The organism is Lacimicrobium sp. SS2-24 (genome assembly GCF_002201535.1).
Classification (GTDB): domain Bacteria; phylum Pseudomonadota; class Gammaproteobacteria; order Enterobacterales; family Alteromonadaceae; genus Lacimicrobium.
In genome coordinates this window covers 155,687-178,036 of record NZ_NIWW01000007.1, presented here as the reverse complement: position 1 = coordinate 178,036, position 22,350 = coordinate 155,687, and the positions used below count along the sequence as shown (strand labels likewise).

The 22,350-nt window shown below is 51.3% G+C and carries 22 protein-coding genes; 7 read left to right on the top strand and 15 right to left on the bottom strand.

Features of this window, described 5'->3' with window-relative positions; all coding sequences use genetic code 11:
• Positions 1–6: 6 nt before the first annotated feature.
• The 5 genes from CCY32_RS12995 to pilM are packed head-to-tail and all read right to left on the bottom strand — an operon-like array spanning position 7 to position 4,528.
• Positions 7–1,767, bottom strand: coding sequence for a type IV pilus secretin PilQ family protein (locus CCY32_RS12995; protein WP_088331355.1), 1,761 nt, complete (start codon positions 1,765–1,767; stop codon positions 7–9).
• Positions 1,760–2,293 carry a pilus assembly protein PilP gene (locus tag CCY32_RS12990; protein WP_088331353.1) on the bottom strand — a complete coding sequence of 178 codons (534 nt, stop codon included), beginning with the start codon at positions 2,291–2,293 and terminating at the stop codon, positions 1,760–1,762. Before CCY32_RS12990 ends, CCY32_RS12995 begins: the two co-directional genes overlap by 8 nt.
• Positions 2,290–2,901, bottom strand: coding sequence for a type 4a pilus biogenesis protein PilO (locus tag CCY32_RS12985; RefSeq protein ID WP_088331351.1), 612 nt, complete (start codon positions 2,899–2,901; stop codon positions 2,290–2,292). The genes CCY32_RS12990 and CCY32_RS12985 overlap by 4 nt, the downstream gene beginning before the upstream one ends.
• Positions 2,898–3,476 carry a PilN domain-containing protein gene (locus CCY32_RS12980; protein WP_088331349.1) on the bottom strand — a complete coding sequence of 193 codons (579 nt, stop codon included), beginning with the start codon at positions 3,474–3,476 and terminating at the stop codon, positions 2,898–2,900. The genes CCY32_RS12985 and CCY32_RS12980 overlap by 4 nt, the downstream gene beginning before the upstream one ends.
• Complete coding sequence (gene pilM, locus CCY32_RS12975) at positions 3,464–4,528, bottom strand: type IV pilus assembly protein PilM (RefSeq protein ID WP_168171518.1); 1,065 nt, start codon at positions 4,526–4,528, stop codon at positions 3,464–3,466. The genes CCY32_RS12980 and pilM overlap by 13 nt, the downstream gene beginning before the upstream one ends.
• Before the next feature lie 138 nt (positions 4,529–4,666).
• Between pilM and CCY32_RS12970 the strand changes: the two genes are divergently transcribed.
• Positions 4,667–7,282: a PBP1A family penicillin-binding protein gene (locus CCY32_RS12970; protein WP_088331347.1), complete on the top strand. Its 2,616-nt coding sequence runs from the start codon at positions 4,667–4,669 to the stop codon at positions 7,280–7,282.
• A 72-nt stretch (positions 7,283–7,354) separates the two neighbouring features.
• On the opposite strand, the gene argH is transcribed toward CCY32_RS12970, so the two are convergent.
• Genes argH through argC form a run of 5 tightly spaced genes read right to left on the bottom strand, consistent with a single transcriptional unit; the run spans position 7,355 to position 13,302 of the window.
• A complete protein-coding gene (argH, locus tag CCY32_RS12965) occupies positions 7,355–9,334 on the bottom strand; it encodes an argininosuccinate lyase (protein WP_088331345.1) in 1,980 nt (659 codons plus the stop codon).
• Between the two features lie 4 nt (positions 9,335–9,338).
• Positions 9,339–10,556 (bottom strand): argininosuccinate synthase, encoded by a 1,218-nt coding sequence (locus tag CCY32_RS12960; RefSeq protein WP_088331343.1) that lies wholly within the window; start codon positions 10,554–10,556, stop codon positions 9,339–9,341.
• Positions 10,557–10,580: 24 nt separating this feature from the next.
• Positions 10,581–11,489, bottom strand: a complete 909-nt coding sequence (locus CCY32_RS12955) for an ornithine carbamoyltransferase (RefSeq protein WP_088331341.1) — start codon at positions 11,487–11,489, stop codon at positions 10,581–10,583.
• Entirely contained in the window at positions 11,486–12,280 is a 795-nt protein-coding gene (argB, locus tag CCY32_RS12950) for an acetylglutamate kinase (protein ID WP_088331339.1), read from the bottom strand. The genes CCY32_RS12955 and argB overlap by 4 nt, the downstream gene beginning before the upstream one ends.
• Positions 12,268–13,302: an N-acetyl-gamma-glutamyl-phosphate reductase gene (argC, locus tag CCY32_RS12945; RefSeq protein ID WP_088331337.1), complete on the bottom strand. Its 1,035-nt coding sequence runs from the start codon at positions 13,300–13,302 to the stop codon at positions 12,268–12,270. The genes argB and argC overlap by 13 nt, the downstream gene beginning before the upstream one ends.
• A gap of 299 nt (positions 13,303–13,601) precedes the next feature.
• On the opposite strand from argC, the gene argE reads away from it, so the two are divergent.
• The 4 genes from argE to CCY32_RS12925 are packed head-to-tail and all read left to right on the top strand — an operon-like array spanning position 13,602 to position 16,900.
• Positions 13,602–14,762 (top strand): acetylornithine deacetylase, encoded by a 1,161-nt coding sequence (gene argE, locus CCY32_RS12940; protein WP_088331335.1) that lies wholly within the window; start codon positions 13,602–13,604, stop codon positions 14,760–14,762.
• Positions 14,763–14,807: 45 nt separating this feature from the next.
• A complete protein-coding gene (gene hxpB, locus CCY32_RS12935; protein ID WP_088331333.1) occupies positions 14,808–15,485 on the top strand; it encodes a hexitol phosphatase HxpB in 678 nt (225 codons plus the stop codon).
• A gap of 12 nt (positions 15,486–15,497) precedes the next feature.
• Positions 15,498–15,905: a methylglyoxal synthase gene (locus CCY32_RS12930; protein WP_088331331.1), complete on the top strand. Its 408-nt coding sequence runs from the start codon at positions 15,498–15,500 to the stop codon at positions 15,903–15,905.
• Positions 15,905–16,900 carry an alpha/beta fold hydrolase gene (locus tag CCY32_RS12925; protein ID WP_088331329.1) on the top strand — a complete coding sequence of 332 codons (996 nt, stop codon included), beginning with the start codon at positions 15,905–15,907 and terminating at the stop codon, positions 16,898–16,900. Before CCY32_RS12930 ends, CCY32_RS12925 begins: the two co-directional genes overlap by 1 nt.
• Here the strand turns inward: CCY32_RS12925 and CCY32_RS12920 are convergent.
• Positions 16,845–17,741 (bottom strand): cation diffusion facilitator family transporter, encoded by an 897-nt coding sequence (locus CCY32_RS12920; protein ID WP_088331478.1) that lies wholly within the window; start codon positions 17,739–17,741, stop codon positions 16,845–16,847. The genes CCY32_RS12925 and CCY32_RS12920 overlap by 56 nt on opposite strands.
• 89 nt (positions 17,742–17,830) lie before the next feature.
• On the opposite strand from CCY32_RS12920, the gene trmL reads away from it, so the two are divergent.
• Positions 17,831–18,295: a tRNA (uridine(34)/cytosine(34)/5-carboxymethylaminomethyluridine(34)-2'-O)-methyltransferase TrmL gene (gene trmL / locus CCY32_RS12915; protein WP_088331477.1), complete on the top strand. Its 465-nt coding sequence runs from the start codon at positions 17,831–17,833 to the stop codon at positions 18,293–18,295.
• A 50-nt stretch (positions 18,296–18,345) separates the two neighbouring features.
• Here the strand turns inward: trmL and gpsA are convergent, their stop codons facing one another.
• From gpsA to CCY32_RS12895, 4 genes are read right to left on the bottom strand one after another with little or no spacing between them, the layout of a single operon-like run.
• Positions 18,346–19,350, bottom strand: coding sequence for an NAD(P)H-dependent glycerol-3-phosphate dehydrogenase (gene gpsA / locus CCY32_RS12910; protein ID WP_088331327.1), 1,005 nt, complete (start codon positions 19,348–19,350; stop codon positions 18,346–18,348).
• Positions 19,350–19,868: a protein-export chaperone SecB gene (gene secB / locus CCY32_RS12905; RefSeq protein ID WP_088331325.1), complete on the bottom strand. Its 519-nt coding sequence runs from the start codon at positions 19,866–19,868 to the stop codon at positions 19,350–19,352. Before secB ends, gpsA begins: the two co-directional genes overlap by 1 nt.
• 25 nt (positions 19,869–19,893) lie before the next feature.
• Positions 19,894–20,151 carry a glutaredoxin 3 gene (gene grxC, locus CCY32_RS12900; protein WP_088331324.1) on the bottom strand — a complete coding sequence of 86 codons (258 nt, stop codon included), beginning with the start codon at positions 20,149–20,151 and terminating at the stop codon, positions 19,894–19,896.
• A 34-nt stretch (positions 20,152–20,185) separates the two neighbouring features.
• Positions 20,186–20,611, bottom strand: a complete 426-nt coding sequence (locus tag CCY32_RS12895; RefSeq protein WP_088331475.1) for a rhodanese-like domain-containing protein — start codon at positions 20,609–20,611, stop codon at positions 20,186–20,188.
• 201 nt (positions 20,612–20,812) lie between these two features.
• On the opposite strand from CCY32_RS12895, the gene gpmM reads away from it, so the two are divergent.
• Positions 20,813–22,348, top strand: coding sequence for a 2,3-bisphosphoglycerate-independent phosphoglycerate mutase (gene gpmM, locus CCY32_RS12890; protein WP_088331323.1), 1,536 nt, complete (start codon positions 20,813–20,815; stop codon positions 22,346–22,348).
• Positions 22,349–22,350: the final 2 nt, after the last annotated feature.

Here is a 22,350-nt window from a genome sequence, read left to right as displayed (position 1 = left end):
ATGGTGTCAAAGGGCCTCATCGATGATTTTTGGGGTCACAAAAATCAAAAGCTCTCGTTTTTCGGTGAAATCCCGAGAGTTTTTAAACAAATTACCTACCACAGGCAGATCACCAAACAGTGGCACTTTCTCTATCGCATTGATCAGTTGCTGCTGGAAAATACCGCCCAACACGACTGTTTCACCGTTTTCAACCAGAACCTGCGTTGAAATCTCTTGTGTATCGATAGCAACAGCCGGTCCGGTAGAGGTTGATACCGTGTCACCACGGGTATCCTGTGTCACCACCAGATCAAGAATAATACGGTTATCTGGAGTGATATGGGGTGTCACCGTGAGGCTCAATACGGCTTTTTTGAATTCGACAGAGGTTGCACCACTGGACGTCGCCTGAACATAAGGAATCTCTGTACCCTGCTCAATATAGGCTTCCCGCTGATTGGCAACAGTAATCCTGGGGCTGGCAATAATCTCACCTTTGTTTTCACTTTCCAGTGCCGAAAGTTCGAGATCCAGTATGGTTCCGTCGGCCAGCTTAGCAATCTGAAAGCCAATGCGTCCAGCCGCACCAGATACCGGAAGATTGACATTTAAGCGATCCGCCAGCGCGGGTACCTGTCCGCCAGATATTGTTTCTGCTCCCTCCAGAGACCCGGAGACACCGTCATCACCCTGGCGGTCGCTGAATCCCCAGCGCACACCCAACTGCTCATCCACATTGTCGCGTACCGTGACCATGCGGGATTCGATGAGCACCTGCTTAATGGGAATATCCAGTTCCTTGACCATGCGTCGTGCTTCCTGGATGGATTCATCGGTATCCCTCACCAACAATGCGTTGGTGCGGTTATCCACGGTGACCGCCCCTCTTGAGCTGAGTATACCGCCCTCACTGGACTTAAGAATGCCAGCCATATCAGACGCTTTGGCATAGTTAATCTGAATGGTTTCAGAGCGCAATGGCGCCAGCTCTGCTGCCTGTTGTTCCGATTGCAGACGCTGGGTTTCTCTGGAAGAGAGTTCTTCAGCTGGGGCAATTAACAATATATTGCCTTCCATGCGCTTATCCAACCCCTTGATCTTCATGATCATATTCAGCGCCTGATCCCAGGGCACGTTATCCAGGCTGAGGGTCACGTTGCCGGTCACGGTATCTGTGGTCACCAGATTAAAACCGCTGATTTGAGCAATTACCTGCAGCACCTGACGGACAGGCACATCCTGGAAATCCAGCGATACCGGAGCCCCTTCATAATTTCCCTTAGCAACGGTCTGGGTGTCTTCTGCTGTTGCCTTATCAATTTCAACCACCAGGCGGTCACTGAGCTTCTGATGTTGAAAGCTCACTCCGGTGGACGTTTTAAACACCACAACCGCACCTTCGTCCTGTTGAAAGGTTTCCAGCCAATCCACAGGCGTCGCAAAATCCATCACATCCAGACGATACAACAAATCGTCCGCCAGGCGGCTGCCGGGCAATTGCAGTTCAACCCCTTCTGGTACCTCAATCAAAGCAGCATCAAAGCCTGCTTTACTGAGCTGCATTTCAATACGGGCACCACCATTGTTATTGCGTCTGAAAGTAATGTCCTCCACCTGAAAGGGTAATGCCTGCACAGGCGTCTCATAGGGATCCACAAGCTCTACGTCTTGTGCCTGGACTGAAAGACTCTTTACGCCCACCAAAGCCAGCAATACTAAAGACATCCAGGGCCAGTGCCTGCTGCGTCTGTTGAGCTTCTTATTAAAAATATAACGTTCAGACATTGTCGTTCTCTCCTGCCTGTGAGGACATCGTCAGGGTGGCTTGTTTCTCTTGCCAACAGCCTGTGCCATCGGGCAGCATTTCAATAATCGAAACCTTGCCGTTGGAAATGTCAGTAATTCTCCCAAAGAATAAACCCAAGCGGTCTCCCACACTGGCTTTATGTAAGCTGCCATCATTCGCCTGAATCATTGCCCAGGTTTTGTCGTTACGACTAAAAAAGCCTTTTACCGATAAGGCGTCAGTTCCATAACGTTCCAGGGGTTGCTTGGTTCTGGAAAAGTCGGGTTGACGGCAGTTTGCTTGCTGTGATTTCACAAGCTCCGCAACCTGCCCCTTTGGACGTTGAAACGGGCTGCGCTTATCTCCGGCGCGATAAACAAAAGCGGGAGTTTTACTAAACTCAGGATACGGCTCAATGCTGACCTGCGTATTTTGCTCCACTTCAGTCACAAAGGCTTGTAAATCATCAAACTTTGGCTGGCAGCCCGCAACCAATAATAACAACATCACGGTCAGGATTCTCATTCTGCACGCTCCGCCACACCACTGGTTGTCGAAGTACGGTAGGTTTGCGCCTGCAAACTCAGGCGCAAACCACCACCATCATTCACCATTTCAAAATCATGTACTGTTACGATGCGAGGAAGACCGGCAACATCAGAAAGAAACTTACCAAAATCATGATAATCTCCCCGAACTTCCATCTGAATTGGCAATTCAGTGTAAAACTCTTTTGGTACTTCTTTTTGCCAGTTCAGCAACTTGAAGTTAAGCCCTGCAGACGTACCCACAAAGGTAATATCGTCAAGTAGCCCCGGAGTTTCATTACTGGTGGGCAGGGATCTGAGCATGGATGAGAAATCCTGTTGAATTTTCGCCAGTTGCTCCTCATAGGCCTGCAGGTTAATGGCAACCCGGTACTTAACCTCGTAACTATTTTTTAGTTCAACTTCCTTCGCCTCAGCTGTCTCCAGAGCCGGTAATTTGTCATTCACCAGTAAATAGAAGCCGAGTACTCCGGTGAGGATGGCAATAACCAGACCTACCACAAATTTGACTTCAAAAGGCCAAATCGCTACCTGTTCGAAGTCCAGATCATTCATTTCTTTGAGCTTGTTGAAATCAAATTTCATTGCTGATCGTCCTCCACCATCATCTGTGGCGCGATGGCCGGACTGATATTGAAGGTCAGTCTAAACTCACTCACCGCATCTGTACTGCTGGTATCGGCGACAATGGAGGAAAGCTCCCCGCGGTTAAAGACCTTAGAGAGTTCCAACTGACGCATGAACTCAGAGAGCCGGTTGTTGGATTCACTGACACCTATCACTTCCAGCTGATTGCCTTTTCTTATCAAAGTTCTAAAAGACACTCCTGGCGGCAGTATTCGAGCCAGTTCATCCAACACCTGAGGCGCCACATTACGGTTCGTTTGCAGCTGTTCAATCAGTGCCATGCGCCGTTCGAGATCCTTTTTCCTCTCTTTAATATCCTTGATTTTGGCTATCTGAGCATCCAGCACAGCGATACGTTGCTGCAGAAAGTCATTGCGCTGCTGTTGATTAGAAATCATGGTGTCGACCAAAGACCCGATGAGCCAGAAAAGCGCCAGTACAAAAACCGCCACTAAAGCAAGCAGGGTAATGTATTCCTGCTTCTTTTTCTGACGGTGGGCCGCTCGCCAGGGCAGTAGATTTATATGTGCCATGGACTAAAACTCCTGCTTGCCAAGCCGGCGGCGATGGCCAACTGAGGGGCCATGGTATCGAGCCGCTCTCGCACCTCTGGTTTCATTTTCATTTGCGCGAAAGGATCAAAGGTACTCACTCCCAAAGACAACTCACGCCCCAATTCGGCCGCCATATCGGCCAATACCGCCCCTCCGCCTGTTATCAGAAGTTGCTGCGGTTGTTCTTTATTGGTTGACGCCACATACATTTGCAGGGCGCGGGTTAATTGCTGCTGTAAGTTTGCCATAAAAACTGGCCACTGCTGCTCTTTCCAGCTTTCTGGTAGCGTACCTTCGGTCATTTGTTGCTGCGCTTCCTGCCATTCCATAGCAAACACCAGCGCAATATCCCGGATCAGATTGTCACAGCCAAAGCTGTGTTCTTTGCTGTATATAACACGCCTTTCCTGTACTGCTGTCACCAAAAGTTGACTGGCACCAATGTTCACACACACAACAGGCTGTTCTTCACTGGGCGGTCCATACTCAATCAGCGCACTGCCTAAAGCGTAACCCTCAACGTCTATGACCTTCGGTTCTATCTCAATTTCTCGCAGCAGCGTCATACGATTATCGATCATGTCTTTGTGGCCTGCGCTCAGTAGCACATCGACTTTGCCTGCATGACTTTTGCTGGGACCCAGTTCTTCAAAATCCAGATACACTTCATCAAGCGGATAGGGAATGAGGCTGTCCGCCTCGATTTCAATCTGAGATTCCAATTCGTGGTCCGACTGTTCAGGGTCCATGTAGACGACTTTCGTAATGACCGATGCACCTGACACCGCCACCGCGGCAGATTTGCATTTTACCTTGAGTGAGTTTTTCACTTTACGAATAGCAGTACTAACGGCATCAAAGTCTTTAATGTCCCGGTCGGCAAAGGCATCGCCATTAATAGCCTCACAGGCAACGGCCGCGACCTGCACATCTTTACCTGAACCGGTCAACAGCACCCCCTTGACGTAGCGGGTGCCGATATCCAGTCCCAACAATGGTTGGATTTTTTTGCTGAAAACTTTATTAAGCAAAGCGGCGTCCTGTTTTTTTCGTTAAACTACGAGTTAACCATTATTCACTAATTTTTTATACTTAATGGTTCCCGTAATGGTACATAGGTATAAAATATAAGCCATTTCCATGAAATTGCTCTGACAAAATAGGTTTTTGTGAAGTACGTCAAACCTTTAGCCCTGACTTTTTTTGTTTCCGTCCTAATGGGTGCTATCGCCTTAGCAGCCCTGTATTTTTATATCCGTCCTGAACTTCCAAGTGTAGCCATCTTAAAAGATGTGCGCCTGCAAACACCAATGAAAGTTTATTCCCAGGATGGATTATTAATTTCACAGTTCGGGGTTAAGCGTCGCATCCCATTAGAATTAAAAAATATACCTAAACCCATGTTGCAGGCTTTCCTCGCAACAGAAGACAGCCGTTTTTACGATCATCCCGGTGTAGACCTTATCGGCGTCGCCCGGGCTTTTATGAATCTTATCCTAACCGGGGAAAAGGGTCAGGGTGCTAGCACCATTACCATGCAGCTGGCGCGAAATTTCTTTTTGACCCGGGATAAGGCATGGATGCGCAAGATCAAGGAAACCTTTATTGCCCTGCACATCGAGCAACTCCTGAGTAAGGAAGAGATCCTCGAACTGTATCTGAATAAAATTGAACTTGGCCATCGCTCCTTTGGCATTGGTGCCGCAGCTCAGGTCTATTTTGGTAAGACCGTCGACGAATTGAATCTGGCCGAAATGGCCACAATTGCCGGATTGCCAAAAGCTCCCTCTAACCTCAACCCAATCAGCAATCCGCAAGCCTCGAAAGAGCGCCGTCGCGTGGTACTCGCAAGAATGCTGGATGAAGGACATATTACAGAGGAGCAATTTAAGCAGGCCGCAGCGGTGGATCTGGATGCAGAAAAACACGGCGCAGAAATACAGTTACATGCCCCCTATCTTGCCGACATGATTTATATGGAAATGATTCAGCTCTATGGAAAAGAGGAGGCCGAAACAGGCGGCTATCAGGTTTACGCCACCGTTCCATCTGTTCTACAGCAATCCGCTCAGCGTGCCTTGCAGCAGAATCTGCATGATTATGACGAGCGCCATGGCTATCGTGGCCCCATTGCCCAACTTTGGGACGCTCCGGTACTGCCAGAAGTTCATGAGAGTGCCCCACAAGCGGATATGGAGCAGCTAGAACCAGCAGGTTCGCTCACTGCAACAGATCCAGCCTGGTCAGAGCAGCAGATGCAAGACTATCTGAAAACGCAGCCAGCTTTTGCCCCTCTCGCACCGGCAGTCGTCACAGTCGTGCAAGACCAGAACATTCGTGTCTTCACTCTCGATAACGGATACATTGACATAGGCTGGGATGGGTTGGCCTGGGCGAGGCCTTTTGTCACAGACAGCAAACAGGGCGACACGCCTGAGAACGCCAAAGATATCGTCAGTACCGGAGCTCACGTGTTGATTCGCTTTAATCAGGAACTAGAGCAATGGCAACTTTCCCAGTTTCCCGATGCCAGCAGTGCGCTAGTCTCCTTAGACCCGCAAAATGGTGCTGTCAGATCCATAGTCGGGGGCTACAATTTCTATCAGAGCCAGTTTAATCGTGCGACCCAGGCGAAACGTCAGGTAGGCTCGAATATCAAACCTTTCATCTATTCTGCTGCCATTGAAGAAGGCTACACCCTGGCCACGATCATCAATGATGCCCCTATTAATCAATGGGATCGCAGTTCAGGCATTGCCTGGCGCCCGAAGAACTCGCCCGAAATCTATGACGGACCTATCCGTATGAGGGTCGCGCTGGGCCGTTCGAAAAACGTGGTATCTGTGAGATTACTGCGCAGTGTGGGACTGGATGATGTTATTTCCCACTTAGCCAATTTTGGTTTCAATCCCAATGAGCTGCCAAAAGATGAGTCACTCTCACTGGGCTCAGCCTCCCTCACTCCCCTTGAGGTCGCCCGAGGAATTGCCATTATCGGCAATGGAGGGTATGCGGTAGAGCCCTATTTTATCGAGCGCATTGACAATGAGTTTGGACAAACATTATGGCATGCCAATCCCGCCATCGCCGCATCCGAACAGGTAGATGAGCCTCTCTATCCTGATCTGCAAGCTATTGCCGCTGGTACAGACTTCAGCGTTCCCCCTCTCATCGCGCCTCAGGTACTCTCAAGACAGAATGCCTTTTTGACCCGCGAAATGATGCGCACCGCCATTTATGGTGGTGGAAGCTGGTCGAAGAATACCTATTGGCAAGGCACCGGGTGGCGCGCCAATAATCTGATGTCTCGGGACGACCTGGCAGGCAAAACCGGTACCACCAATGATGCCAAAGACACCTGGTTCAGCGGTATGGGGGGAAACCTGGTGACCACCGTCTGGGTCGGATTCGATGATATGAATCGGTCGCTGGGACGCACCAGTCGAAATCAGTTTCTGATTAACCGCAACCCGCAACAGTTCAACTGGATGGGTAATGCGATGGTGGGGGCGGAAGATGGCGCCAGGGTGGCACAGCCAGCCTGGATTCGCTTTATGCGCGACGCGCTCGAAGGTGTGCCGGAGCAATACCCGACGGTACCTGAAGATATCGTGACCGTGAGAATTGACCGTACCACAGGAAAACTCACGCAACGCACTGACCATACCTCCAGGTTCGAGTATTTTATTCGCGGTACTGAACCGACTCAGTATGTGGATGACAGTGAATTTATCGACCCTTTCGACCAGGGTCAGCCGGTGATAGAAAGTGAGGATATTTTTTAATAGTTATCAGCAACCAGTCATCAGCCTTGAGTTTCAGACTGACAACTGACCGCTGATAACGGACGGCTTGTATTACACCAATTGATTCACCGGAATAGCCCCAGCCGGCATCGGCTGCTCCGTGATTTTAACCACATATTCCATGGCGACCTCGTCGCAGGCATGTTGTTTGGGACAGATCTCGCAGTCTTTCATCACTTTTTCCGGCAGGCTGGCCATGGCCGTTCGAATAAAGCCTAACTTAGCAAAAAAGTCTGGCACCCGGGTCAATACAATCACCCGTTTGAGTTCGATATGCCGTGCCTGCTCGAGCAAATACTGGATCATTGCCCGCCCCTGACCTTTGCTCTGGGCATTACTGTCCACACCAACAGAGCGGATCTCAGCCAGGCCCGTCTGATAAATATAGAGGCTGGCACAACCTACTACGCTCCCTTGCACCTCAGCCACCACGAAATTCTGAATATCGTGAATGATATTGTCTCGACTGCGGGGCAAGGTTTCGCCCTTATCTGACCAGTAACTGACAATCCGCAGGATCTGATCCACATCGGTCATCCTGGCGCGTCTTACCGACAGTGCTTCGGCTTTTTGCGCATTGAGTCGCTGTTGAACCTGTTTAAGCGCCAGTTGAATCTGATCGGTACCGGTTCCACCCAGCACATGGGAGCCTAAGATCTCATGTTTGCCAGACTGAATAGACTCTATGGTCTTTTGAACCTGTGCACGGGAGGTACCGCCCAGCACTTCGCGTTTATCCAGGCAGGATTCAATGGAGAGATGCTGGTACACATCTTCTTCGATTCGATCAGAATATTGTTGTAATTCAGACAGCGAAAAGTCTTCCAGCGGTTTACCCGCCTCAATCGCCGCCAATACCGCTTCACCCACGATATGATGGGCCTCGCGAAAAGGAATATCCTTACTCACCAGATAATCCGCCAGTTCAGTGGCATTGGCGTACCCTTGCTGTGCCGCCGCCAGAGTACGGGCACTGTTCACCTTCAATCCCTGAGCCACTAGCACCCCCATATCCAGGCATTGCTGCCAGGTATCCAGGGCATCAAAAAGGCCTTCCTTGTCTTCCTGCATATCTTTGTTATACGCCAGTGGCAAGGCCTTCATCGTCATCATCATGGCGGTCATTGCGCCATAAACACGACCGGATTTGCCTCGAATTAACTCCAGCGCATCGGGATTTTTCTTCTGTGGCATCAGTGAGGAGCCTGATGTCACTTCATCACTCAGCTCAATAAACCCCGCTTCGCCGGAATTGTAAAAAATCAGGTCTTCGGCAAAGCGCGACAAGTGCATCATGCTAACACTCGCTGAGGACAGCAGTTCAACCACATGGTCCCGGTCTGATACCGCATCCAGACTGTTCATGGTCGGGCGACGGAACCCAAGGTCTGCTGCCAGCTCCATGCGATTTATGGGGTATGCCGTACCCGCCAGTGCACCCGATCCCAAAGGACTGGTATCCGCCCGATAAAGGGCATCTTTAAGTCGGCCGATGTCACGGTCGAACATTTCTACATAGGCCAGGCACCAGTGCCCAAACGTGACCGGCTGGGCGCGTTGCAGGTGGGTATAACCGGGCAATACGGTAGCCCGTTCGCGCTGCGACAAATCCATCAGTGCCTGCTGAAAGTTCACCAACGCCAACAACAGCTCACCGCCTTTTTGTTTGCACCATAGCTTAAGGTCGGTCGCCACCTGATCATTACGGCTGCGCCCGGTATGCAGCTTTTTACCCAGATCGCCGACTGTGTCGATCAGCTTGCCTTCAACCCAGCTGTGAATATCCTCGGCATCGGATGCCAGCACGCTATTAGGATCGGCCTGCACCTCTGCCAGCAACGCCCCCAGTGCCTGCTCCAGCCGGCTTTGCTCATCCGCTGATAACACGCCGACTTTGCACAGCGCCCGGGACCAGGCCACTGATCCCGTAATATCCTGCTCGGCCAGGCGGAAATCCACAGGTAAGGAGTCATTGAATGCCTTAAACTGCGTACTCGCCTGTTGTTTAAAACGGCCTCCCCACAATGCCATAGCCCTACCCCTTTTGTTGTGACTTGAGCGCTTTAATCCGGCTCGACAGACTGTAAAGACGAATGAATCCCTCAGCATGACGCTGGTCATACACGTCATCGGCACCAAAGGTGGCAAAATCTTCAGAATACAATGAATTCACTGAGCGCCGCTGCACGACAGTGGCTTGTCCCTTATACAACTTCACCACAACTTCACCGGTAATATCGCGGGCAAAAGACTGGGCTGCGTCCAAAATGGCGTCTTTCAGTGGAGTAAACCAGCGCCCATCATAAACCAGATGAGAAAACTCCAGCGCGATCTGCTCTCTGAATTTAAGGGAGTCTTTACTCAATACCAGATGCTCCAGTGCTTTATACGCCGCCATAATGACGTAGCCCCCCGGCGTCTCGTAACAACCACGTGACTTCATGCCTACCAGACGATTTTCAACAATGTCCAGACGACCGACACCATGGGCGGCAGCAAGCTGATTGAGTTTAACCAACGCCTGATAAGGGCTCAGCGCCTCACCATTTACGGTAATCAAGCGACCTTGCTCAAATCCCAGCTGGATCCGCTCTGGCTTATCGGGCGCCTGTTCTGCAGAAACTGTCATGGTCCAGACCTGTTCGGTAGGTTCACACCAGGGGTCTTCCAGTTCACCACCTTCATGGGAGATATGCCAGGCATTGGCATCCCGACTGTATATTTTTGTGGCCGACGCTGTGGTAGGTATCTGGCGCTCCGCCAGATAGGCAAGCAGATCTTCTCTGGACACCATGTCCCATTCACGCCAGGGAGCAATGACTTTAAGGTCAGGCGCCAGCGCCGAAAACGCCCCTTCGAAGCGAACCTGATCGTTGCCTTTACCCGTGCAGCCATGACACAAAGCATCGGCACCGACTTTGCGGGCAATTTCCACCTGAGCCTTAGCGATAATCGGTCTGGCCATGGAGGTGCCCAGTAAATACTGTCCCTCATAAACGGCACCGGTCATCACCGTTGGATAGATATATTCACTGACAAAGGCTTCTTTAAGATCAACGATATGGCACTCACTGGCCCCCGACCTTAAGGCTTTTTGCTCCAGCCCGTCGAGTTCCTCATCCCCCTGACCAACATCGGCGGCAAAGGCCACAACCTCACAGTCATAGTTTTCTTTCAGCCACGGAATGATGGCCGATGTGTCCAGTCCACCAGAGTAGGCCAGAACGACTTTATTAACGTTTGATACAGTCATGTTATCTCCTTGTGTGCCGGGCCCTTAGCTCAGCAGACTGATTAATATGGCATTCTGTGCATGCATTCTGTTTTCTGCCTGCAAGAATAGAAGTGAGTATTCGCTATCAATTAATTCACTGGTAATTTCAAGATCTCTGTGGGCCGGCTGACAATGCATGACCGCACTGGCCCCGCTTTTACGCAGCAAGGGCATATTCAGCTGATAAGGCATAAACAGCGTCTTTATCTGCTCCAGGGGGGTCTCGTCTCCCATCGACAGCCAGGTATCGGTATACAGCGCTTTGCAACCTTCAGCGGCCTCCAGATCATTACTGACCAGAATCGTACCGCCATTCTCAGCTGCCAGTTGACGAGCCTTTGTAACCATCGCCTCATCGGGTTCATAACCTGGCGGCGTGACAACACGGACATCTGCGCCGAGGATGGCACCCACCAGCATTAATGAGTGACTCACATTATTGCCATCGCCCACGTAACACAGAGGTAAGCCGGTCAGATCGCCAAATCGTTCGGTCAAACTGAGGTAATCGGCCAGGGCCTGGCAGGGGTGATAGAGGTCGCACAGCGCATTGATCACTGGCACCTTTGCGGCACGGGCCAGTGCTGATAGTGTCTGGTGTGAATATACCCGGGCAATAATTGCATCCGCCCAGCAAGCCAGGTTAGCCCCCATATCCAACACATCTTCACGACCCGATAAGTTGCCCGACTGGCTATCCAGATACACCATATGCCCACCCAGTTTGTGAATGCCAATATCAAAACTCACACGGGTACGTAAGGAGGGCTTCTCAAATAACGCCACCAGACTTTTGCCCCGCAAGGCCTGTTCGTAATCGGCAGGCGTATTTTTCACCTTCAGCGCCAGCTCCAGCAACGCACTCAGGTCTTGCTGTGACCAATCGGAAAAGGTCAATAGATCGTGTTTCATGGCTGCTCCTGAGTCGACGTTTCCGGGGGGCAAATACGTGTACCTGCGCTGCCGCCAGAAAGCAGCTGCAACAGATTTTGCGGTTGCTTCCAACTGGCAATGGTAACCGGCATACCGATACTGACGGCTGCATTGAGCGCCGCCCGGACCTTGACCAGCATGCCATCACGAATGACTTTTTGATCCACCAGCGCATCGATTTGCTGTGAATCAAGCTGACTCAACAGACTGTGCTGCTGATTGAGCACGCCGGCTACATCTGAGAGCATCACCAGTTCAGCGTTAAGCAGTTGTGCCACCGCCGTAGCGGCCTGATCGGCATTCACATTCAGCAGCTGGCCACCGTCACTACAGCCAATAGAACTGATCAGCGGCAAATAGCCCTCTCTCAATAATACCTTCAGTAATCTGCCATCATCGGGAGTCACCTCACCAACGGCACCATACTTGGCCTGCATCTGTGTACAGTGCACCAAATGCGCATCCGCCAACGACAGGCCAACCGGTTGCAGTCCGCATACCCTGGCCTGAGAAACCAGTTGCGTATTCGCCGTACCCGCCAGTGCGCCTACCACATAGGGCATATGGACATCGGTGGTAACACGTAACCCATCTATTTTGGTGGACTTGAGATTTAGCGCCTGCATCCACTGCTCGACGATAGGACCACCACCATGCACCAGAACTACCGCCCGGGTATGCTGCAACTCACGCACAACCTGAAACAGTCCCCTTGCAGCGTCTTTGTCGCCAATAAAGGCGCCCCCCACTTTAATTACTAAGGCTTGCATACTGCCTCCTCCATTAGTCCCAGATGTGATGCCAGGCCAAACCGCAAATTGGCACATTGGATAGCCTGTGCTGCCGCTCCTTTAAGCAGGTTGTCGATAGCACTGACCACCACCAGATGACCGCTATCGGGATCGAGTTGCCAGAACAGATCGCAAAAACAGGTTCCTGCCACATCATCGATTTTCGGCCAGCGATTTTTCAGCCTGACCAGCGGATTTTGGCCGTAAGCTTTTTCATAGGTCCGCTCCACGGCGTCACTCCGGGTCCCCGACGGCACTTTTACGGTCACCGTAGCCAGAATGCCGCGCTTAAAGTTGCCAAGATGTGGGGTAAAGAGCACGGGCCTTTGCAGTTCCTGACTGATTTCTGGTTGATGCCTGTGCCCCAATACACCATAGGGTTGCAGACTGACCTCACAGAAACTGCTGCTCAGTGACGCTTTGCGTCCAGCGCCACTCACGCCGGAAACCGCGTTAATCACAGGCCATTGTTCTTCATTCAACAGGCCGGCCAATTGCAAGGGTTTAAGCGCTGTGAGTGACGCAGTTGGGTAACACCCGGGAACTGCAATCAGCGAAGCCGAAGCAATAGCTTGCTGATGCCAGTCAGCCAAACCGTAAACTGCCTGCTCCAGTAACCTGTTTTGCTGATGTGCAAAACCATAGTACTGCTCAAATATTTGCGGGCTCTTGATACGGAATGCGCCGGAAAGATCAAAGATAACAGCCCGCCCCTGAGTCAGCGCGTTCATCCAATCGTGGCTGGCACGATGAGGCGTAGCCAGAAAAATGGCGTCATATTCATCCGCCAGGCTTGTCAGTGCCGTCTCATCCAGCGGCCGGAGTTTCAGTTCCACCAGCCCCTGCAGTTTGCCATACAAATCACAAAGTGGTTTTCCGGCGTCCTCACTCTGGGCTGAGACAAACACATCACAAAGCGAAAACGCTGAGTGCGTAGCAAGTAATCTGGCTAACTCGGCACCGGTATAGCCACTGGCACCTATTACTGCGGTTTTAATCATAAGCTTGGTATTCGTAGTTTAATTTCAGGAAAAATAAAAATGCGGCTCCTGAGCGGAGCCGCCAAAGGCTGCTAGCAGAATCAGGCTAGTATCGTCGCCTGAGTTGGGAGAAGCAGAAGTTAGCTATACACTGTTGTTGCATTACCTGGATGAAATCACCTCAACATCTGTTGATTGACATCCTAACAGAGGTATATATTTATGCAATATTAATGCATAAATATATTTTATTTTTTCCCCAAAGAGGATCTGGGCTATGATGCGCCTGTATCAAACTCAGCGACATAAGTTGAAATCCAATGCATAAAACACCTTCATTTCTGGAAGCCTACCGCAGAATTATCGCAGCGCCCAGTATCAGTGCCTTTGAACCCGCCATGGATCAAAGTAACCGCCAGATTATTGAGCTGCTCGGGAACTGGCTCAGTGACATTGGATTCAACATAACTATTCAATCTGTGCCCGGGACGAGGAATAAATTTAATCTGCTTGCCCGTCTCGGAGGGGGAACCGGCGGCCTGCTGCTGGCCGGCCATTCTGATACCGTACCTTTCGACGAAGGTCGCTGGCAAAGCGATCCGTTCACGCTCACAGAGCGAGACAACCGGCTTTATGGTCTCGGCACCTGTGATATGAAAGGCTTTTTCGCCTTTATTCTGGAAGCTCTGGGCAGTGTGCCGCTGGATAAGTTGCAACACCCTCTGTACATACTCGCCACCGCTGATGAAGAAACCTCTATGGCTGGCGCGCGCTTTTTCGCGCAACAACAGCTCATTCACCCTAAGATGGCCATCATCGGTGAGCCGACTCAGCTGCGCCCCATTTATAAGCATAAAGGGCATATGGCGCATACGTTATCGGTAACCGGTAAAGCCGGCCACTCCAGTGATCCCGACAAAGGCGTCAATGCCATCGAAATTATGGTCGAGGCCATTGCAGAACTGCTAAAGCTGAAGCAGGCACTGGCAAATCAGTACCAGGATGCGGCGTTTTCTGTGCCCAAAACCACCATGAATCTGGGCCACATACATGGGGGCGACGGCGAAAACCGTATCTGTGGGCATTGTCACCTCAATTTCGACCTGCGTGCAGTGCCGGGATTGTCCGATCAGGAAGCCATCGCCAGAATTGATGAGGTACTGGCCCCCTTGCAGCAACGATATCCGGGCAGAATAACCCGAGAAGCGATGTATGAGACGGTTCCGGCGTTTGGCAGTCGCCAGCAAACAGCCCTGCTTGATCTCGCCGAAGCCTTTACCGGATTCAAGCCAGATAGCGCTAATTATTGTACCGAAGCACCATTTATCAGTGAGCTGGGTTGCGATACGCTGGTCTTGGGTCCGGGTAGCATAGAACAAGCGCATCAACCGGATGAGTATATTTCACTGGATTATGTGGAACCTACTGTCAGGCTGCTTCAGAATATGATTAATCAGGTCTGTATCAGACCCGCAACATGACTCGACACATAAGCATGGTGGAGAGACAGCACTAAGGACGTTCACTTGAAGTTACAACCCAAAGCCGTAATTTTTGATATGGATGGTCTGCTGATTGACTCTGAGCCCTTGTGGCGTATGGCAGAGCAGCAGGTTTTTGCATCAGCAGGCATTACCTTAAACGAGCAGATGTGTCTGCAAACCACCGGCCTGAGCACCGAAGAGGTGGTGCGCTACTGGTATGAAGAATTTGATGTGAGACGGGATGATGTGCCTATTGTGGCCCAGCAACTCGAGGACACCATGGTGAAGCTGATCCGCGAAGAGGGTGAGCCTTTGCCTGGTGTCTACCCGCTGCTGCAACGGTGTCAGGAGCTGGATCTGAGCCTGGCCATCGCGTCCGGCTCCGCTGACCGCCTTATTGAGGCCACCATGGAACGCCTGGCGTTGTCTCCGTATTTCGATTTTTACCACTCAGCAGAGCATGAAATGGCGGGTAAACCGGATCCGGCCGTGTATTTGACCACCATCGCGAAGCTGGGGCTGAAAGCATCACAGTGTATCGCCTTTGAAGACTCCGTTCGCGGTGTACAGGCGGCCAAAAAGGCCGGTATTTATACCATTGCTGTGCCGGAATCAGGCATGCCAAAAGGACCCGATTTTGCGATTGCAGATCAGGTTCTGGATAGCCTGGATCAAGCCATGATGCTGAGTCCGTTTGCCATGACACCAGCTCCCCATTAATCAGGAAACAACATGCAAAAAACTCTGGCGCTGGTCGCCCATGATCATAAAAAGCCCGATCTGATTCGCTGGTCGAAGTCCCACAAAGCGCAGCTGGCCAAACACAAACTGGTGGCCACTGGCACCACCGGGGGTTTGCTGACCGAGGCTTTGGATTTGCCAGTTTTTCGCTACCAGAGTGGTCCGTTAGGCGGCGATCAGCAAATCGGTGCGCTCATCGCAGAAGGAAAACTCGATGCCCTGTTCTTTTTCTGGGACCCCCTCAACCCGGCGCCGCACGATCCCGACGTCAAAGCCCTGTTACGTCTTTGTTCTGTATGGAATGTACCAGTAGCCTGCAACGAAAGTTCAGCCGATCTCATTATCAGCTCCCCACGCTTTGAGGATCCTGCTTATCAACGCAAGGTGCCAAGCTACTGATGCAATCCTTCGTGATGCGTGAAACGGAACTGGAGCAAGATTACGATACCCAGATAAAAGGGTTCTGGCACAATCAGGTGCAAACCGGTCGCTTTAAAAGTACTGACAACACCGACATTGCCTATGCGTTTGTCCCCCAGGAAAATGCCATAGGGACGGTGGTCATCAGCAGTGGACGCATTGAGGGCTACCTTAAATACAAGGAGTTGGTCTTTGAGCTATACCAGAACCATTACGCCGTGTTTATTCTCGATCACCGTGGTCAGGGGCTCTCTGCCCGTATGACGCAAAACCAACAACAGGGTTATGTGGAAGATTTTGATGATTATGTACAAGATCTGAAAGTCTTCTATGAGCGTGTGGTCATGCCAAACAGCCGTCATCAACCCATGTTACTGGGGCATTCTATGGGGGGCGCCATCGGCACGCTGTATCTTTGCCGTTATCCGCAGGATTTCTGCCGTGCGGTATTCACTGCGCCAATGTACGGTATTCGCATGCCACTGCCCACATGGACAGTGAAAGTCCTGCTTAAAGTCGGGCTGGCACTGAACGCCTGTGTCGCAAGCCGACCCTGGTATTTCCCCGGGCAAACCGATTATCTTCCCATCCCCTTTGCCATTAATCCTCTGACCCACAGCAAATTGCGCTACCGTTTATTCCGTCAGGAATACGAGATGCATCCTCAACTCAAGCTTGGCGGAGTAACATTTAACTGGCTTAAAGCTGCGATCAGTGCACTGGAAAAGCTACTCTCGCAAGCCCCGACAATAGAAACAGAGATTCTGATATTACAGGCCGGAGGCGATCAAATCATCAATAACGCGGCTCAGGATCATCTGTGTGCCATTATGCCTAACTGCCGGCTCATTCCCATTGCCGGAGCCAGGCATGAACTTTTGATGGAGGCCGATCAATATCGCCAACCGGTGATGGAGGCTATTCTGAATTTTTTGGCGCAGGCTGCGCCACAGACACAGGGTCCTGATGGATGAGTACTTCCGCCTCAGGTATTTTGCGGTTCACCGCTTCTTCAACTTTCACCGTAATATCATGGGCATCAACCAGCTTGAGATTATCGTCAAGCTCCAGGTGAAACTGCACAAAGATATTGCGGCCTGATTGCCGTGTGCGAATATCATGCACCCCATGCACCTTAGGGTTAGCCAAGGCCACTTGTTCAATGGTGTCGGTGTATTCCTGGGGCAATTCTTTGTCCATCAATGCATTGGCCGATTCCATGGCAATAGAGCGTGCTCCCCACATCAGATAGACAGCAATACCAATAGCGAACCAACCATCCATAGACAGCCACCCCTGCGTGGTCAACCATAACGCCAGCAGCACTGCCAGGTTCATCAACAGATCAGATTGATAATGCAGGGAGTCGGCCTTGATGGCCACGGAATTGGTACGACGAATCGCCAGTCTCTGCACTGCAACCAGAATCAGCGTCATCACCACACTGAACAGTGTCGCATAGACTGCCAGTATCGGCTGATTCAAAGGGGCAGGATCCTTTAACCGATCGACACTGTGAAATATCAACAACATGGCAGAGCCAAAAATAAAGGCGGACTGCGCCAATCCTGCCAGCGATTCAGCTTTGCCGTGACCAAACTTATGATCGTCATCGGCCGGCATCAATGCATAGCGAATAACAAAGAAATTGATCACTGAGGCAACCACGTCAAACACCGAGTCGGTCAGCGACGCGAGCATAGTGGCGGAGTTGGTCACATACCAGGCCCAGATTTTCACCAGGATCATTGAAAATGCAGCTACCAGAGCAAAGGTACTGGCAAGTTTGACCCAAAATGCGTAGCTGTCTTTCATTCCATGTATTTCCATTTTCTGCGTACCTGACCGTCTCTCAGTATACCTGTACAATAGCGCTAATATAACTGCACAACATGACTGAGATTATGCTCGACATTATCCTCTACCAACCTGAGATTCCACCTAATACCGGTAATATCATCCGCCTATGTGCCAATACCGGATTTCGCTTGCACCTCATCGGTCCGCTGGGGTTTAGCTGGGAGGATAAAAAACTGCGTCGCGCCGGCCTCGATTACCATGAGTTTGCCGCCATAGGCCAGTATGACAGCCTGCAGACATGTCTCGAATCAGTGACACCCAAACGTCTGTTCGCCTGTACCACCAAAGGTCAGCGTTATTATTCGGATGTCCAGTTCACTGAGGGTGACGCCTTACTATTTGGACCCGAAACCCGCGGATTACCCATGTCTGTCATCGAATCGCTGCCAGCGGACCAACGTCTGAGAATACCCATGAGGCCTGACAGCCGCAGCATGAACCTCTCTAATGCCGTGTCCGTGATGGTATTTGAAGCCTGGCGACAACTGGGTTTTGAAGGAGCGATATGACATCGAACTGATGACAGCATTCGTCCCTGAGCCGTGGCTCAGGGCGGTGTCTATTCGAACTTTTTCTCCCTGCCCAGCAGGGCAAGCGCCGCTTCCTGGGGAGGTTTGTGCTCATACAGCACCTGGTAAATCTGTTCCGTGATAGGCATTTCCACTCCTTCTCGCTGCGCCAGCAGATACACTTCTTTGGTGTTGCGATAACCTTCGACCACCTGACCAATACTGTCCATGGCATCGTTCACCGTTTTACCCCGGCCCAACGCCAGCCCGAAGCGTCTGTTTCGGGATTGATCATCGGTACAGGTCAAGACCAGGTCGCCCAGACCGGCCATTCCCATAAAGGTGCTGGGTTGCGCTCCCAGGGCCACACCAAGGCGAGTCAGCTCGGCCAGTCCACGGGTGATTAACGCCGTTCTTGCATTAGCCCCAAAGCCGATACCATCTGCAAGGCCGGCGCCGATGGCAATCACATTTTTCACCGCACCGCCCAGCTGAACGCCAATAAAATCAGCGTTCTTGTACACACGGAATGATTTGCCGCAGTGCAACATATCGGCGATATCATCGACAAACTCGTCATCAAGGGAAGACAAGGAGATGGCCGTCGGTAACCCGGCTGCCATCTCTTTTGCAAAGGTTGGGCCGGACAATACCGCCAGAGAAATACGATCACCAAGAATGCGCCGTGCCACGTCCTGCAATAAACTGCCTGTTTGTGGCTCTAACCCTTTGGTGGCCCAGACCACCCGATGTTCTTCACTGAGCAGAGGTTTAAGCTGCTCAAGCATGCCGGAAAACGCATGACTGGGCACAACAACCAGAAGGTTGCGACTGGCTTGAACGGCTTTTTTAAGGTCAGACTCTACCTGCAGGGCATCCGGAAAACGCGCATCCGGCAAATAACGCTGGTTACAGCGCTGTTGCTGCATCTGCTGAATCTGCTCAGCGTCACGGCCCCACAGCAGGGTGGGAATACCATTTCTGGCAAAGCAAAATGCCAGGGCGGTTCCATATGACCCCGCCCCCAACACGGTAATCCCGGCGTGATTGCTCATCAGGCCTGCGGGCTGGCAGCCGCGTCTTGCTGTCCCTGAGCTTCCTGGGCACGTTTCTGCATATAAGCTGCAAATATGGCATCAAAGTTAACCGGGGCCAGATTCAGTTGTGGGAAGGTACCGCGGTTTACGAGATTGGAAACACACTCACGGGCATAAGGAAACAGTGTTGCCGGGCAGAATGAACCCATAATGTGCGCTTTTTGCTGGTCAGACATATCACCAATGGTGAAAATCCCGGCTTGTTGTACTTCCACCAAAAAGGCGGTTTCTTCACCGGCTTTGGCTGTCACGGTCACGGACAGCACGACTTCATAGCTGTTATCGTCAAGCTTGGTGCTGCGGGTATCCAGATCCATTTTGACTTCTGGCTTCCATTCTTTCTGAAAGATAGCCGGCGTGTTAGGAGACTCAAAGGACATATCCTTTACATAGATACGCTGGATGGCGAATTGTCCCTGTGCATTGGCCTGGCCATTTGCGCCCTCGGCGCCATTTGCATTGATTTCGTCTGTCATGATAATTCCTGTCGATATTAGTAATTTATGCGTTCAGCAGTTTGTCGAGTTGGCCCTTTGCTTCCAGGGCCATCATCTCGTCACAGCCGCCGACATGATGATCGTTAATAAAGATTTGCGGTACCGTGTAGGCGCCGTTTGCCCGTTCAATCATGGGACCTCTGAGTTCGGGCTGCTGATCGATTGGATATTCCTGATAAGCAATACCCTTGCTATCCAGCAATTGCTTGGCACGCACGCAGAAAGGGCAGAAATTCTTGGTATAGATCTCGACGCGACTCATTGATACTTCACCTTCATCCGGACTGTGGGCGTGCCTATTTCGCAACCGGCATGCTGGCGCTGGTCCAGGCATTCATGCCGCCTTTTAGTACAAAGACCTGATTGAAGCCTGACTTGAGCAACTGGCTGGCAGTTCGTTTGGCTGACACACCCATGGCGCAAACCACAATAATGGGTTTGTCTTTGTACTTTTCAAGGTCAGAAAAGTCACCCTTAGCCATTTTTTCTGCGCCCACCTGCCTGGCGCCCAGTATATGCCCCTTGCGGTAATCAGGCTGCGGCCGGATGTCCAGCACCACCGCATCCTGCTTATTCATCAGCATCGTCATCTCCAGCGTCCCCAGTTCTTTTACCGGAGACAACCGGCCACTGATGAGGCTGAAAATAAACATCAGCGCCAACGCCACCCAGATACTGGAAAGAATATAATGATTACCGACAAATTCGATCAGCTGTTGCATGAAAAACATCGCCCCTGAAAATGGAAGTGCTGCGAAAAAATGAGTGCAAAGTATATAGAAAAACGCTACAGAAACCAGTCCGCTGTGCGCATAGCAGAGCATTTCGATCTAGCTTATTGAGATTACTATTGGATTTGCACCTGCGTGTCCCTTACCATTCCGGTATCCCTGATATCAGCTTTTATCCAAAGGAGCCGCTTCATGAGTCAACTTAAAGGTCCACTTGCGCTAATCATTCTCGACGGCTGGGGTCATCGAGAAGAAAAACAGGATAATGCGATTGCCGCTGCCAATACACCGGTTCTGGATAAGTTGACACAAACCTGTCCCCACACCCTGATTTCCGGTTCGGGAATGGATGTGGGACTGCCTGAAGGGCAAATGGGTAATTCTGAAGTGGGCCACGTTAACCTCGGGGCCGGTCGGGTGGTGTATCAGGACTTCACCCGCATCACCAAAGACATCGAGGATGGCGAATTTGAGCACAACCCGGTACTGACAAAACATCTGCAAAAGGCGGTAGAAAACGACAAGGCGGTCCATATCATGGGACTCATGTCGCCAGGGGGTGTGCACAGTCACGAACAACATATCTTCGCAATGATCAGGCTGGCGGCCGCCAAAGGGGCAAAGAAGATCTACCTGCATGCGTTTCTGGATGGTCGTGACACCCCACCACGCAGCGCCAAAGCCTCACTGGAAAAAGCGTCAGCCTTGTTCGAGCAGATTGGCACAGGTCAGGTAGCCAGTCTGGTCGGGCGCTATTACGCCATGGACAGGGATAACCGCTGGGATCGGGTCGAGGCAGCCTATAACCTGATAACGGCGGCGCAGGCAGATTATCACGCAAAAACGGCCGTCGAGGGCCTTGAGCAAGCCTATCAGCGCGATGAAAACGATGAATTTGTAAAGCCAACGGTCATCGGCGATGGCGTTGGTGTGGAAGATGGCGATGCCATCTTCTTTATGAATTTCAGAGCCGACCGCGCCCGGGAAATTACCCGTGCCTTTGTGGAAAAAGACTTCAGTGGCTTTACCCGCAAGCAGACACCTCAGTTGGGAGGCTTTGTCATGCTCACCGAATACGCTGCCGATATTGATACAGATTGCGCTTATCCACCGGCACCACTTAACAATGTGTTGGGCGAATGGCTGGCGAAACATGACAAGCGTCAGCTGCGTATTTCGGAAACCGAAAAGTATGCCCATGTTACCTTTTTCTACAGCGGTGGACGGGAAAAGGAATTCGAGGGTGAGAAGCGGGTATTGGTGCCCTCTCCGAAGGTCGCGACCTATGACCAACAACCAGAGATGAGTTCCACTGAGCTTACTGACAAACTGGTGCAGGCCATCGAGTCCGGCGAGTTTGATGTCATTGTCTGTAATTACCCTAATGGCGATATGGTGGGCCATACCGGTGATTTCGATGCTGCGGTGAAAGCCTGTGAAGCCGTTGATCATTGTATTGGCAGGGTAGTAGAAGCCCTCCAGCGTACAGGCGGTGAATGCCTGATCACTGCCGATCATGGTAATGCGGAGCAGATGAAAGATAGTAGCACCGGCCAGGCCCATACCGCCCACACCAGTGAATTAGTGCCCTTTATTTATGTGGGTAGAGATGCCACCACCCGTGAGGGGGGCACCCTCAGTGACGTTGCACCGACCATGTTGCATCTTATGGGGATGGCGCAGCCAGACGAGATGACCGGTACTCCCATTGTCACCTTGAAGTCCTAATC